General features: G+C 45.2%; 13 protein-coding genes. 3 read left to right on the forward strand and 10 right to left on the reverse strand.

Annotated features, from left to right (window positions below; translation table 11 throughout):
- Window positions 1–80 precede the first annotated feature (80 nt).
- The 9 genes from JJ941_RS14640 to JJ941_RS14680 all read right to left on the reverse strand — a co-directional run bounded on the left by JJ941_RS14640 (window position 81) and on the right by JJ941_RS14680 (window position 10,790).
- A complete protein-coding gene (locus JJ941_RS14640) occupies window positions 81–1,166 on the reverse strand; it encodes a hypothetical protein (RefSeq protein ID WP_290966803.1) in 1,086 nt (361 codons plus the stop codon).
- Between the two features lie 210 nt (window positions 1,167–1,376).
- The gene (locus JJ941_RS14645) at window positions 1,377–3,662 is read right to left on the reverse strand and encodes a CHRD domain-containing protein (protein WP_290966806.1); all 2,286 of its coding nucleotides are present in this window, start codon (window positions 3,660–3,662) and stop codon (window positions 1,377–1,379) included.
- Between the two features lie 172 nt (window positions 3,663–3,834).
- Window positions 3,835–4,641, reverse strand: coding sequence for an anti-sigma factor (locus JJ941_RS14650; protein ID WP_290966809.1), 807 nt, complete (start codon window positions 4,639–4,641; stop codon window positions 3,835–3,837).
- On the reverse strand, window positions 4,638–5,186 hold the full coding sequence (locus JJ941_RS14655; RefSeq protein WP_290966811.1) for a sigma-70 family RNA polymerase sigma factor: 549 nt from the start codon (window positions 5,184–5,186) through the stop codon (window positions 4,638–4,640). Before JJ941_RS14655 ends, JJ941_RS14650 begins: the two co-directional genes overlap by 4 nt.
- 160 nt (window positions 5,187–5,346) lie before the next feature.
- Window positions 5,347–7,377 carry a thioredoxin domain-containing protein gene (locus JJ941_RS14660; protein WP_290966814.1) on the reverse strand — a complete coding sequence of 677 codons (2,031 nt, stop codon included), beginning with the start codon at window positions 7,375–7,377 and terminating at the stop codon, window positions 5,347–5,349.
- On the reverse strand, window positions 7,367–7,810 hold the full coding sequence (locus JJ941_RS14665; RefSeq protein WP_290966817.1) for a methylglyoxal synthase: 444 nt from the start codon (window positions 7,808–7,810) through the stop codon (window positions 7,367–7,369). Before JJ941_RS14665 ends, JJ941_RS14660 begins: the two co-directional genes overlap by 11 nt.
- A 344-nt stretch (window positions 7,811–8,154) precedes the next feature.
- Window positions 8,155–8,445: a HigA family addiction module antitoxin gene (locus tag JJ941_RS14670; protein WP_255134965.1), complete on the reverse strand. Its 291-nt coding sequence runs from the start codon at window positions 8,443–8,445 to the stop codon at window positions 8,155–8,157.
- Window positions 8,446–8,460: 15 nt separating this feature from the next.
- The gene (locus tag JJ941_RS14675) at window positions 8,461–8,751 is read right to left on the reverse strand and encodes a type II toxin-antitoxin system RelE/ParE family toxin (protein ID WP_290966822.1); all 291 of its coding nucleotides are present in this window, start codon (window positions 8,749–8,751) and stop codon (window positions 8,461–8,463) included.
- Window positions 8,752–8,942: 191 nt separating this feature from the next.
- Window positions 8,943–10,790: an adenylate/guanylate cyclase domain-containing protein gene (locus JJ941_RS14680; RefSeq protein WP_290966825.1), complete on the reverse strand. Its 1,848-nt coding sequence runs from the start codon at window positions 10,788–10,790 to the stop codon at window positions 8,943–8,945.
- Between the two features lie 125 nt (window positions 10,791–10,915).
- Here JJ941_RS14680 and ndk point away from each other — a divergent pair, with 125 nt between their 5' ends.
- Complete coding sequence (gene ndk, locus JJ941_RS14685; protein WP_290966828.1) at window positions 10,916–11,347, forward strand: nucleoside-diphosphate kinase; 432 nt, start codon at window positions 10,916–10,918, stop codon at window positions 11,345–11,347.
- A 159-nt stretch (window positions 11,348–11,506) separates the two neighbouring features.
- Window positions 11,507–12,646: a DUF1343 domain-containing protein gene (locus JJ941_RS14690; protein WP_290966831.1), complete on the forward strand. Its 1,140-nt coding sequence runs from the start codon at window positions 11,507–11,509 to the stop codon at window positions 12,644–12,646.
- Window positions 12,647–12,648: 2 nt separating this feature from the next.
- On the opposite strand, the gene rlmB is transcribed toward JJ941_RS14690, so the two are convergent.
- Window positions 12,649–13,404, reverse strand: a complete 756-nt coding sequence (rlmB, locus tag JJ941_RS14695) for a 23S rRNA (guanosine(2251)-2'-O)-methyltransferase RlmB (protein ID WP_290966834.1) — start codon at window positions 13,402–13,404, stop codon at window positions 12,649–12,651.
- A gap of 76 nt (window positions 13,405–13,480) precedes the next feature.
- On the opposite strand from rlmB, the gene JJ941_RS14700 reads away from it, so the two are divergent.
- Window positions 13,481–13,831, forward strand: a complete 351-nt coding sequence (locus tag JJ941_RS14700; protein ID WP_255134956.1) for a hypothetical protein — start codon at window positions 13,481–13,483, stop codon at window positions 13,829–13,831.
- Window positions 13,832–13,852: the final 21 nt, after the last annotated feature.

Genomic DNA, 13,852 nt, shown 5'->3' on the forward strand with positions numbered 1-13,852 from the left:
TCGGGCTTTTTTTTGTCTACTCAAATAGAAGTAATCTTATGTTTCATGGCTTCTCCTTTTCTTTAATAGTTGGAAATCTCTTACGGACGTTTGGCCAATACGGTATAGCGGGGGATATTAGAAATATCATTGAATGGCTTGATCACATTAATGAGTAATCTTGTTTTTAAGTCGACAACAAGAAATCCAGCTCCTCTGCTTCCAATGACCGCGTATCGTTCTTTTTCTGTTAAATCGATAGTGAAGGTTCTGTACGGTAGTTTAGTCTCTTTTTGAGTAAGCTTAAATGAATTTACTACTCGATTTTTTTTGGGGGTATATACCGTAATAATACCGGTAACATCATCCAAAGGATGAAATAGTCTGCCCGGATCGGTGATATACACTTCCTTTTCATCCTTGCGGGAGGCAATGATTCCAAAGTTATTGGTGGGCAGGCTACCTATAATTTCTCGGGTGCGAAGGTCAATAACCGGGCCGGCCGGCATAAACAGGTAGTTGCCACTGTAGCTCACATGAAGTTCGGCCTGCCACCAAAAGGTCGTGTCTGGGTACATGATCTCATGGTCTCCGTTAACCCAGTCTCGCTTGTTCAGCTTGTCATTTTCATCTAAGTAATACACAAGGCTGCGTGTCCGGTCTATAGCTATCGAACGGTGATCGTAACGTCGGAAGGACACATCCAGAGAATCCAGCACCTCAAACTCCCCGGTGGTCGGCTCTATCTTTCCAAACGCCCGGTTTAACCCCGTCTCGTCCGGGGAGGTTATAAAATACAACTCATCATCATGGGTCCGCTTCAGGTAAGCCGCCTGATCGTATACCTTCCGGTACTCCCAGCTTCGGGTGTCCACTTCATACACCGCTCCGGGATTGGTCCAAAGGCGATCGGATGAAGTGCTTACAAATAGCTTGTTTCCGCTTGGTGAGGGAACCACCGTAATGATGCTATCAATTTCAGTAAATACATGCAGGACTTCTCCAGTGACCGGGTCCACCTGCCCGAGATTCTCGAACCCCCGATTGTAAGTGTAGACTACATAGTCATTTAAATCTTCTTTCTGCCAAGAAATGCCCAAACCTTGTTCATTCTCAAACAACCCACACCCACTCAAAAGAAAAGCAATGAGTAAAATAAGTCCTTGTTGGGCTGTTAATTTTAGCATGAAATCTCTCTGGTTTTTGCTGGCAGGTATGTTAAAGAGTATCTAAATCACCAATTATTACAAAATTACTTCAATTATAACAATTACTTACGAACTTTTTTGCGCATTGACAAAGGTATCGGGACTTCCTTAACAATACAAAAGAGAAAAAAGAAAGGCGCTGTTCAGTTAAGAACAGCGCCTTTTTTGTTGAGGTATAAGCTGTTGGGCTTATTTAATAAGTGTCATTTGCTTGGTCAGTGTCTGTCCGTTTGCCTGTAAGCGGTAAATGTAAATACCGGACGCTAATGCGCTGGCATCAAAGTTTACAGAATGCTCACCGGCAGTGAAGCGTTCATTGGCAACTACGGCTACTTCTTGTCCCAGCATGTTATACACAGTCAGGGAAGCCTGGCCTGCTTCAGCAAGGGAGAAGTTAATGCTTGTAGTTGGGTTGAACGGATTCGGGTAGTTTTGTCCCAGTTCAAACTGCTCGGGGGTTCCGGAGAATGTATCTTCATTGGACGTTACCGTTCCTCGTTCAAGATTTGCTGAACGTGGTTCACTGGTCGCTTCATCGCTGCCATCGGTGGCAATCACGCGGTGGTACACGGTTGTTGAAGCACCTACATCAATTCCAAGATCGGCAAGAAGCGTATCCAGAGCGCCGAATGTGGTTTCAAAAGTTGTAGAAGCACCAACATTGGCATTTACAACAACATCACTGAACGCCGCATCCGTAGATAGCTGCCAGATGTAAGCCAGCTCATTTCCGTTACTATCGGTAGCAGCTTCCCAGGTCGCTTCAAAAGCGGTGGATGATTCACCTTCAAGAGAAAGCGTTACATCATCTGCCGGTCCGGTTAGCATCGGAGCCGTTGGAGTGAAGTTGGAGGAAAACAGAACTTGTCCTCTTAACTCTCCACCATTGAAATTCTCGGAATGCACATTTACATACATGCCTTCGTCAAAAAGTGTGGTTTGTTGCTCGGCAGACAACGTAAACATGTTGTCAGAAGCAATCACGGTTCCTGCGGTGTCATTTTCACTCAGGGTGATATCCAGCCCAAAAGCTACTCCACCGTTGGCTTCAACACTGCCTGAGTGTAAGTGACCACTGGTTCCTGCAATTTCAATAGCTGAACTGCTTAATCCTTCAAATCCACCGCTAACCATGATGTTGCCATTACTCATGTACTCTACAGCAGCAGCGCCGAAAGCATCACTCATAATAGGCTGAACTTCATGTACGCCGGACAGATTGGTATGAAAGTATGCAGCTGCATCTCCCATCACTTGTCCGCGGATTTCGCCGGCAGGATTTTCTACGCTATGCACATTTACATACATGTTGCGGGCAAATAAAGCCGTTTTCTGCTCAGTAGTCAAAGTGTATTCGTTGTTCGTTGAAGAATAGGTAGCTGCCGAAAGCTCGGCATTCAGGTCGGCATCCAGGGTGATGGCTACGCCACCATTTTCTCCGGCATGGCCAACATGAAGATGAGATCCCACTTGTGCATTAAAGGAGGATTCCAATCCGGCAAAAGAACCGGTTACAATCAAAGTATCATTGTGTACTTCAAGTACGGCAGATCCGGCAGCATCAGTAGCAACTGATGGAATCTCTGCACTTCCTGAAAGCTGGGCAAAAAAGGTAGTTGAAGCAGCTGGAACTACTTGTCCGCGTAATTCTCCACCTGCATACGCTGTGGTATGGATATTGGTGTAGAAATTACGGTTCATCAGCGCTGTTTTTTGCTCGGCGGTAAGTTCAAATCGGTTGTCGGAAGCCAGATAAACCCCGGAACGATTGTCCGCAGCTAATTCTGCATCCAGTGTAAGAGCAATGCTGCCATTAGACCCTGCGGGTGCAATATGAAGGTGAGAACCTCCGGCAACATTAGCATCAAATTCTCCTTCAAGATCGGAAAACGAACCTGATACGAATAAAGAATCTCCAACCAGTTCAAATACTAAGGAACCGCTGGCCATAGTTTTGGCTGCCGGTACTTCAAAAGCACCTGATAGGTTGGACCTATAGTATGCATCGGCTTCGGGTACAAGTTGTCCGCGTAGTTCACCACCGGCATAGTTTTCGGAGTGAATGTTGATGTACAATCCACGCATCATCAGGGTATCAACCTGCCCGGAACTAAGCGTGAAGGTGTTTTCAGAACCTACAAAAGCTCCGCCTTGGCTATCTCCGTCCGCGTTTATAGTTAGTGGAAAAAGTACTGCGCCGCTTTCTCCCGCCATTCCGGTATGGATATGAGCTCCACCGGCAATTTCGGTTGCAATGGCACTGCTCAGGTTATCGAACGAGCCTTCTACAACCAGTTCATTCCCGTTCAGCGTTGCGGTTACAGAACCGCTGGCCATGGAAGTAATAGGGGTGGCTTCGTTACTTCCGCTTAGTTGTGCTTCAAATACTGTTTGTGCGTTTGAGAAGGAGGTCAATCCAAACATCAGCAAACACAAAGCAGTTAAAAAAGATGGTAACTGTTTTAGCGTCTTCATTTGATTTAGTTTTTATTAGAATTATAAATATCCATTAGGATATTCGGTCTCTTGACTAATCTATACGAGGTAAATCGCCGCATAGATTGTTTAGTACTAAATCAAAGAAGTATAAGCGGATAATGTTTCGGATTTATCCGCGGATAAAATTATTCTAATTTGCTGTGGTGGATTACATATTGCCAAGCAGGTACATATCACCGGTAGGCTGTGGTACCCCACCTTTAGGCTCCATGGTAATGGCAAAGGCACCTTCTCGGGCATCGCTTTGCAGCTGCTCGATCTTGAAGAAGTTATCCCGTTGTGGGTCATCAACTGCAAACACTCCAGCACTGATGGGCTGGCCGTTCACTATAAACCACAATTGATAATCCTTATCGCTGGGAACCACCGGCATGTTGGCTACCTGAAGCAGGGCACGGCCGCCTTGTTTATCCCAAACTACTTTTCCATAACCATTTGGGTTGGTGTTTTCCATGCCGGCCATCATTACGAGGTCCACTTCGCGGGCTTCAAGGATGGTAAGCAGCTCTTCTTTCCGCTGCACTTCGCTTTCAAGTAACTCTATAGTAGTTTCTTGCTGAGCTATAGTTTGAGACTGGCCCCGCATATCTTCTTCCAGAGATTGCGAGTAAAACAACAATCCAATAGACGTAAAGATAAAGATGAAAGAAGCTGCTACAGCTGCCCGGTACCATCTCATAATATGGACAGGGGCTTGTGTTCTCTTTGACGATTGATTGTCAGCCACTCCGGTTGCCATTTGCATAATGCTCTCTTTTACGGAGAGGGAAGGCTGCTCAGCCGGGGCAAGAGTAGCCATTTCTGCAGCTACTGCTTTTAATTCATCATAAAGTGTAAGTTGGGATTCATCGGCTTCAGCCAACAAGCGCTGAAATTCCTTTTCCTCACTATCGCTCAACGCATTGAGCACATGCCCGGTACAAAGCTCTGTAAATCTGTTATTGTCGTTGCTCATAATTCTATTTCCTTCGCTAAAAGCTCTCTTAATTTTATCATGCCGTCTCTCATTCGTGTTTTAACAGTACCGAGAGGGATGTCGTATTCGTCTGCGATTTCACTTTGGCTCATCCCGTTAAAATAAGCCACTTGTAATACCTTCCTTTGTTTGTCAGATATTTGGTCCAACGCATCCCGCAATTTTTTTGCGCGATCGGTTAATATGGTGTTTTCCAACGGATCTGTTTCATCTGAATACAGCGGATAAAAAACGTCCTCATTATCCAGGCTGGTTGATTGTTTCTTCTGTTCCTTATAAACCTTGGACCGTAACCGGTCTATCGATTTATTTCGGGTTAAGGAAACAATCCAGGTGTACACAGTTCCTCGTTCCAAATCAAACTGTTCAGCTTTTTCCCAGATCTGTGTAAACACTTCCTGAAGCGTATCTTCCGCTTCCTCTCTTTTTTTGAGGATGGATAGAATCAGGCCAAACAACAGTCTGTTATATTGATCATACAATTCGGAGAGGGCAGAAGCGTCCCGCGCCTTAATGCGAGCCATAATGTCCCGGTCCCTTTCCTCGTCCTTTGTAAGGACTTTACCAATCGTAGATAAAATAAAAAATAGCATAAATGTCTGATGTGATTATATACGCAGGCCGTTCAACATTGGATTGACATCCTGATAAAATTATGAGGTAAATAAAAGGAAAAACTGATCATTAACCCAAAGCTTTCTTCATTTTTTTCGGATTGTTGATGGGTTGATCGCAGGCGAAATTCCTGCATATATATAACGTAGGCTCATCATCCAGTCTTTTTTGGGAAGCCACATAGTCCACAATTTCAGCCACCGATTCCTGATGCTCATCAGTAACCCAATGCAGTACTTTGAAAGGGGTGAACCGGTTTCTGAGCAGCTCAAATACTTCCTGGAGTTCAGAAAACTCGCCACGCAGTGTTATCTCTTTTGCTTCTGCATGTAAGAACTGAATGGCCTGCATGCTGTGACAAATACTTGCCCCCGATCGGATTAAATCAGCGGAGAAAGCCCGGCCGATCTTATCTGCATAATCTTCCAGCGTAGTGTTTCCGGTAAGCCTGCTTAAACGGATCAGGTTCGTCATGGCTACTGAGTTAGAGGAAGGCATAGCACCATCGAAAATTTGTTTCTGTCGCCCATAAACCTGGTCCTCATCCGCAATGCTGAAATAGAATCCGCCTTTATCCTCATCCCAGAACTGCTCAATGAATTGATCATTCAGCTGCACGGCTTTTTTGAGGTATTCCGGCCTTCCGGTAGATTCATACAGCTCAATCAGCCCCCAGGTCAGGAAGGCGTAATCATCGCCCATAGCATCAATAGCGGCGTCGCCGTCATTGTAACGATGCAGCAGTTTGTCACTTTCTTTGAGATTTTCTTTGATGAACTGAAAGGCATTTTCGGCGAGGCGGGTAAATCGTTCTTCACCAAAAGCGAAACCGGCCTTTGCCAAAGCGGCTATCATAAGCCCATTCCAGTCGGTAAGGATTTTATCATCGAGCAGGGGATGTACCCGGTCTTCCCGTTGCTCAAAAAGCGAGGTTCTTATTTCTTCAAATCGAGATTGCTGCTCAGTATTTAATACTGCATTCAGGTGAGGGATATTCTTTCCGGTTCGCTGTTTGGTGGCTTCATCCTCAAAGTTTCCTTCTTCGGTGATATTGAAAAGGTCCATAAACTGAGAGGCATCATCAGAAAGCAGGGATTCGATTTCACTTTTCTCCCACACATAGAATTTTCCTTCTTCACCTTCACTGTCGGCATCTTCAGCGGAGTAAAACCCACCTTCGGGATGGAGCAAGTCGCGTTCCACGTATTCGGCAATCTCATAAACTGTTTGTTTGAAAAGCGGGTTTTGAGTGGCTTGCCATCCTTCCGTATAAGCCATCATAAGCAGGGCCTGATCGTACAGCATTTTCTCAAAGTGAGGGAGCAGCCATTCCTGATCGGTGGAGTACCGATGAAATCCAAAACCGATGTGATCCCAGATCCCGCCCAGGCGCATTTTCTCAAGGGTATCCGTCACCATATGCAGGAACCGGTCTTCTCCGGTCAGCTTCCACTGCCGAAGCATAAACATCAGGTTGTGGGGACTGGGAAATTTCGGTGCCGATCCAAAGCCGCCATGTTCGCCATCATATCGTTGAGCTAACTGCTCGGCCGCAAAGTCGGTGGCTTCGGTTCCGGGGAATTTTCCACTTTCAAACTCCTGCGATCGGGTAAATCCTTCCCGGATTTTAGCCGTGGCTTTCTCCACTCTTTTGGGCTCATTCTTCCACATACCCTTCACTCCCGGAATAAGCTGACGGAGGCCAATTCTGTCGTATCGTGCTTCTTTTGGGATATAGGTGCCGGCGAAAAAGGGTTCTTTATCAGGCGTCATAATGATTGTCAAAGGCCAGCCGCCTTGACCGGTAAGCATCTGGCACACCGTCATATAGGTGCTGTCAATATCCGGCCGTTCTTCCCGGTCCACTTTCACATTAATGAACGCCTCGTTCATGAGCTCGGCTATGTCCGGGTCTTCAAAACTCTCGTGAGCCATTACGTGGCACCAGTGGCAGGTGGCATACCCGATGGAGAGGAAGATCGGCTTATTCTCTTCGTTGGCTTTTTGGAAGGCTTCCTCACCCCAGGGATACCAATCCACAGGATTTTCGGCGTGTTGTTTCAGGTACGGGCTTTTCTCGTCTTTGAGTTTATTCGGCATGGTAATCTTTTTTGAATCGCTGACTGTAGTCAACGATAAATCGATCGTATTTCGTTTTCATTAGGGGTGAAGTGATAAGGAAGTCAGCTGAAGATCGGTTACAGGCCATCGGGATGTTATATACAATACTGATGCGCTGGAGGGCCTTTACATCCACATCGTGCGGTTGGGCCTGCAGCGGGTCCCAGAAAAAGATCATGACATCAATTTCATTCTGAACGATGGCAGTACCAATCTGAAGGTCGCCCCCGAGAGGGCCACTTTTAAAAGTAAAAACCGGCAGGTCTAATTTATCAGAGACCAGCGAACCGGTAGTTCCGGTACCAAACAGGTTATGTTCGGAAAGGTGATCACGGTTGTATTCGGCCCAGTCCAGTAAATCTGCTTTGCGGTGATCGTGAGCAATCAGCGCAATATTTTTTTTGGGTTTCATGGGTTGAACGCTATCCGCAATGGATGGATGTAATTGCTTTGCAGACATAAGAAGATGTTGAGTTGAGTGAGTAACAATTACTCAAAGATGCGAAGTGACAGGCAATTATAAAAACGGTTTAGGTGGGGAAGGAGGGTGGAAACGATTTTAATTTTTTGAATCTTGTTGCTAAGCCTCGGTTTAGCTAAGCATTACCGGATGCTCCAGCTTCACCAAGTAAAAAATGCGGCAGAATCAGAAAAGGAAGCAAGAGCTTCCGGGAGGGCATCACGAAGGTAGACCTTTTTTGCGAGGTTAAACAAGTTTCCATTACATCTCGTCTGCGCCCAATTCAAAACACCTTTTTATGCCTGAGCAGCCTTAATTGGAGTAATTTCTTTGCTTGGACGATGTGAGGATAAATCATGCATAGCCTGTAAATTTAACCAAAATTCAGGGGAGGTATTTAACGCTTTCGATAGTAGCCAAGCTGTATCCGAAGATATGCCTCTTTTTCCCCGAACAATTTCATTAATTCGTTGGATGGGAACACCCAGATGGTCAGCTAATTCCTTCTGCGTTAATTCCATCGGTTCCAAGTACTCTCTCAGTAAAATTGTACCGGGATGTGTGGTTGTTCTGTTTTGTGGAATCATGGGCTTCACCTTTTTCTAATGATAATCGACAATGGCTACATCAAAAGCACTGGAATCTTCCCAACGAAAAACGATTCTCCATTGGGCATTAATTCGAATACTGTAATATCCTTTATACTCTCCGCGTAATGCTTCTAATCTGTTACCCGGAGGTGATCGTAAATCATCTAAAGAGGTAGCCGCATTCAGTATATCCAGTTTGTAAATGGATGAATCAAGGATTTGAGCAGGCAACTTTCGAACTTTACTGCTCGAATTTCCATGAAACAGATCTGATGTTGCTTTATCTCCAAATGATTTGATCATTCTTTAAATTAATGGATTAACGGTATCCATGCAACGAAATTGATTTGTGAAGGCATACCAAATTATTATAGCAATGAAGCTACCTTATTCGTCTTTAAAAGAGGGGCAGCTATTGTTCAAGTAGTTGTTCTTTTCCCGATTTAGTGTCGATATAAAAAGATTAATCAACACCGAAGCTCTCCGTCTCAAAACTAAATAACCAGTCGCATCGGAGGGCGCTCCAGGCGGATCTGCTTCACCTTGAATTCTTCGTCGTCAAAGCCTTTGAGCTCTTTCATGCTTTCTTTCACGAAGAAGGTATCGGAGTGTTTGTCAAGATACAGTTGCACGTCGGGGTGATTGAAGACCGCTTCCGAAACCATAATCTCTTTTTCAGAGGCAATATCCACCAGGCGGGAGGCTATGTTGACCGTAGTTCCAAAATAGTCGATGCGTCCGTTCAGGTTTACGGCCGTGCAATCCCCAAAGTGGACACCGGCCTTGATTTTGAAGGCATCGCCCATAGAGGTGGAGGTCGTAAATATCTGCTGGATGCGCTGTACGGCTTTAAGAGCTGAAACCGGCTCCCAAAAAACAGCCATCACCGAATCCCCGATGGTCTTTACAATACCGCCGCGTTCCTCGGCTACAATCTGTTGTATAATCTTAAAATGCCCCATCACTCGACCAATCGCTGATTCATCGCCTTCCTGTACATAGAGTTCGGTAGAATTCATTAAATCCGTAAACAACATGGTTACTTCCGAAGCCTTCACCTTGCTCGTTTCTTTCAGGGTTTCGCGGGAGAATAATTCTCTGAAATCGTGAGAGGAACTGACTTCGCTGGCATAAATGGCTTCTTCTTTCCAATTCATCTTATCAATAAAACAGACGGCCTTTTCGGAGGAACGGTTACTGATAATGAGGTTGGGGTTTGTGGAAATGGTGATTTCCTGTCCGTCCAGTTCCTCATCCGTAATAAATATGGTGATATTGTCGGTTCCTTCTTCCCGCACGTGCAAAATCAGGTGGCCTTCATGGTTATGGGTCCGGAACAGGTAGGTGCCTTCTTCCAGTTGTATTTGGGGATACCTTTCGCTCCCTATATCAATACTTTGCTGGGTTACACGGTGCGGTTTGGATTGAGGTCCACCCAGAGAATACTTTTTATCGGTGATTTTACGGATCAGCGGATGGGGAGTAAACACCAGGTGGGTATTCCGGTTAAAGTCCATCATGTAATCGGATTCACAGTCGTTGCAATACAGATGAACCCGGGCTTCCCGCATCTTGCGAAAGGTATGCTTGGGCGATTTACATTTTGGGCAACATACATCCCAGCTGAAATCCAGTAAATCCAGTTTAGCAGCATGGAGGAAAACATTCAGTACGGAATATTTTTTCTCTCCCCAATACTCGGCAAGGGAGTAGGGGTGAATGCGTTCCAGCTCTTCATCATCGGCAAGCTGGATGAGATCAAACAAGCGGTTTACAATCCGCTTACGCTTGCTGTTTTCAATTAGCTGGGCTTTAATCGTTTTGATTTTACGCTCAGCACCACGGACTAGTTTTTTGGGTTTTGAAATTTCGTAGGGTCTCAGGCTCTTGGAGATACTTTCATCAACCTGTTGCAGATACTTGGCTAAACGACGCTTAATTATATATTCGACGTATGCTTTTATGATAAAGGAAAACAGGGGATTGGTAGGCTGAACCCAAATCTTGATACTGACCCGTGTTTCATCATCCAGAGAAATAAATTCAGTTGAAAACCGGAGTTCCTTCAGGATTCCAAGTTTATAATGACGGCTCACCCCAAAACGGTAAGGGTACTCCCAGATATAAGGAGTTTGACGCCAGCTTACATACGATTTGAGCTTGTTATGACTGAGTTCTAATGAACCTTTGGGGGTGCTTCGGGAAAGAGAGGTTTCGCTGACGGGGGTAGCACCTAAAATTCGGAATATCCGGTTGGTATCTGAAACGTAAGGCCACAGCTTTGCCGGTGACGCCGACAGGCTAAATTGCCAGTGATAAAATTGCTGTTGTCCTTCTTTCATTTAACTAACCGAATAACTCTATTAATATAAAGGTTCGAAACTTGATGAATGAACCCGTATCTTTATCGTTACTAAATAGAGTTTCTGTTAAGTTAAATGTTACAAAATTTTAATAGACAATAATAATGGCAAAAGAACGAACACTGACTATTCTCAAACCCGATTGCGTACGAAAAGGACTGATCGGAGAAGTGACAAAACGAATTCAAGAGGCCGGATTTTCTATCCTGGCAATGAAAATGACACGGCTTACCAAAGATACAGCCGGCGGTTTCTACGCGGTTCATAAAGAGCGACCTTTTTATGATGAGCTTTGCGAATTCATGAGCAGCGGCGCTTGTGTGCCAATGATCCTCGAAAAAGAAAACGCAATTGCTGACTTCCGCGAATTGATTGGTGCTACCAATCCTGCTGAAGCTGATGAAGGTACCATCCGTGCCGACTTCGCTGACAGCGTTGGAGAAAACATCATTCACGGATCCGACTCTGTAGAGAACGGAAAAATTGAAGCCGCTTACTTCTTCGCTGAATCTGAAGTGGTAGCAAATCAGGCTTAATTAATTCCTGCATTCATACTACATTCAAGCCTCTCAGGTTTTCTGTGAGGCTTTTTTATTTATAAATACATTCTACCAATGAGAAATAGCTGCTTTTTGATTTTACTAAGCCTGATTTTGCTAGGTTGTTCTTCCCAACACCCGCAAACGGTCAGTGCCGTGAAAACCGGTGCCGAAGTGTTACTGGATGAACACCTGACTGAGTTAGGGGGGGAGAGAATCGGGTTGGTGATGAACCCGACTTCCCGGGTTGATGGCATTCATATGGTGGATACCCTGTTGAGCCTTGGGGTGAATGTCACCGCTTTATTTGCCGCCGAACATGGTTTCCGCGGAGAAGCCGGTGCGGGTGAACAAATAAAGGACGGAGTAGATCAGGAGACCGGGTTGCCGGTGTTTTCGCTGTACGGTTCTACCAAAAAACCAACCCCTGAAATGCTGCAAGGTGTTGATCTTTTGTTATTTGATTTGCCCGACATGGGCGTTCGGTTCTACACCTACAACTCTACGATGGGCTTGGTAATGGAGGCCGTGGCCGAGCATAATAAAGAGCTGTGGATTCTGGACCGTCCCAATCCTTTAGGAGGAAATTATGTGGCCGGATGGATTCTTCGGGAAGAGTATAAATCTTTCGTGGGCTCATATCCAATGCCGATTGCTTATGGGATGACGATGGGGGAAATAGCTCGAATGGCAGTGGGAGAGCAGTGGCTGGATTTACCTGCCGAGCCAAACTACAAAGTAATAAAAACATCCGGCTGGGAGCGTGATATGCGCTGGCCCGATACCGGATTGCCATGGATTGCCCCTTCTCCAAACCTGCCTGCTTTTGAGCACGCATTTGTTTACCCCGGCACGGTAATTTTTGAAGGAACAAACCTTTCGGAAGGGCGGGGAACAGCAGACCCGTTTCTCACCATCGGAGCCCCCGGTTTTGATTTCAACCCGAAAGAACTCGAGCAGCTGGAGGTAAAACATTCTGTAGGGTTAGACCCGGTAACCTTCACACCTCAATCCATTCCCGGAAAAGCTATACACCCCAAGCATGAAGGGCAGGAGTGCACCGGAATTCGGATTTCATTCCAGGGGAATTACGATAAAACAGATCCGGTACGATTAGGGCTGGACTTGCTGAAGTTTGCTCAGGCTCACACCCCCAACTTTGAGATGAAGGCCTTTGCTAATAAACTCTATGGCATTGATCTGAAATCAATCATTGAAAACAAGGAAGAGATCCCTTCCTGGCAAGCCGAGGTCGAAGCATTCAAAGAGCAACGAACCCCATACCTGTTGTACTGATGTTATGAATCAGTTGCAGGGTTTTGGCGCATCCATTCGTAACTGACAAGAGCAGCACTCACCGAGGCATTAAGCGATTCGACATTATTTTGCATGGGGATGTGTATCACCTCATCGCATCGCTTCAGGTTTTCGGGGTGAATTCCTTCGCCCTCACTTCCAACCAAAAAAGCCACGGGTTTCTGTAAGTCGGCTTCCCACAATGATTTCTTGCCTGACCCATCCAATCCAACTATAGAAAAGCCGGTTGCGGTAAGATCTTTAATGCCCTGGTTGATGTCGTGAATTCGGATGACGGGGATTCTACCTGCGGTACCAGCTGAAGTTTTAAATACGGTAGCATTAACCGGCGCCTGATTTTGCATCGGAATGATGACGGCATCCATCCCGGCAGCAGCAGCTGAGCGTAATATGGCGCCAAAGTTGTGCGGGTCTTCAATTCCGTGTAAAAGTAAAACAGCCGGGTTGTTCGACATGATCAGTGTTTCCACCCAGTCGAAGAAAGGAGTGTATGCTACGGTACTCATTTGAGCAACAAAGCCCTGATCGTTTACCTTGCCTACAAGGCTGAAAATTTTCGGGCCGGGAACCTTCACCAAAGGGACATCGTTGGTACTTGCAAGCTCAGATATATTTTGGTAGGAAGAAGGCTTGATATTATTCTTGACGTAAATTTTGTCAATTTCTGCTGGTTGATTTTGGAGTGCTTCCTCTACTGGATTACGCCCATAGATGAAAAAGTTTTCTGATTTCGCCATAAAAAATTTTAAAGTCGTTTTAGTTTCATTATAATAAATGAGTGTCAGAAGACAGGTTAGCTAAAAAATAAAGGACATGTTTGAAGAAGAGAAACATAAAAACCCATTAGTTAGCGATGGTTTAGAGCAGTTAAATATAACCAACCGTAAAGCTACAGGCATCTCTGATTTCATGGATCGTGTGCATTCCATAAACGGACTGCATTTTGTGTCGGCCATAACTCAGATTTTTTTAGGGACGTCTGTGGTAGCGCTTTCATTAATCAACAGTATTCAGCCATTTTGGTTAGCTACCATTATGACGGTGTTTGGAAGTATTACCACCATGGTAGGTTTATATTTCATGTATAGTATTATTACTCACTCAGGTGCATTCGATTCGCTTTTGCATAAAGCTATAAAGCGTGTAATAAGCTCGCAAAATTAATTCATTGTTAATAATTTTTTA

Origin of the sequence: Gracilimonas sp. (assembly GCF_017641085.1) — a bacterium.
GTDB lineage: Bacteria > Bacteroidota > Rhodothermia > Balneolales > Balneolaceae > Gracilimonas.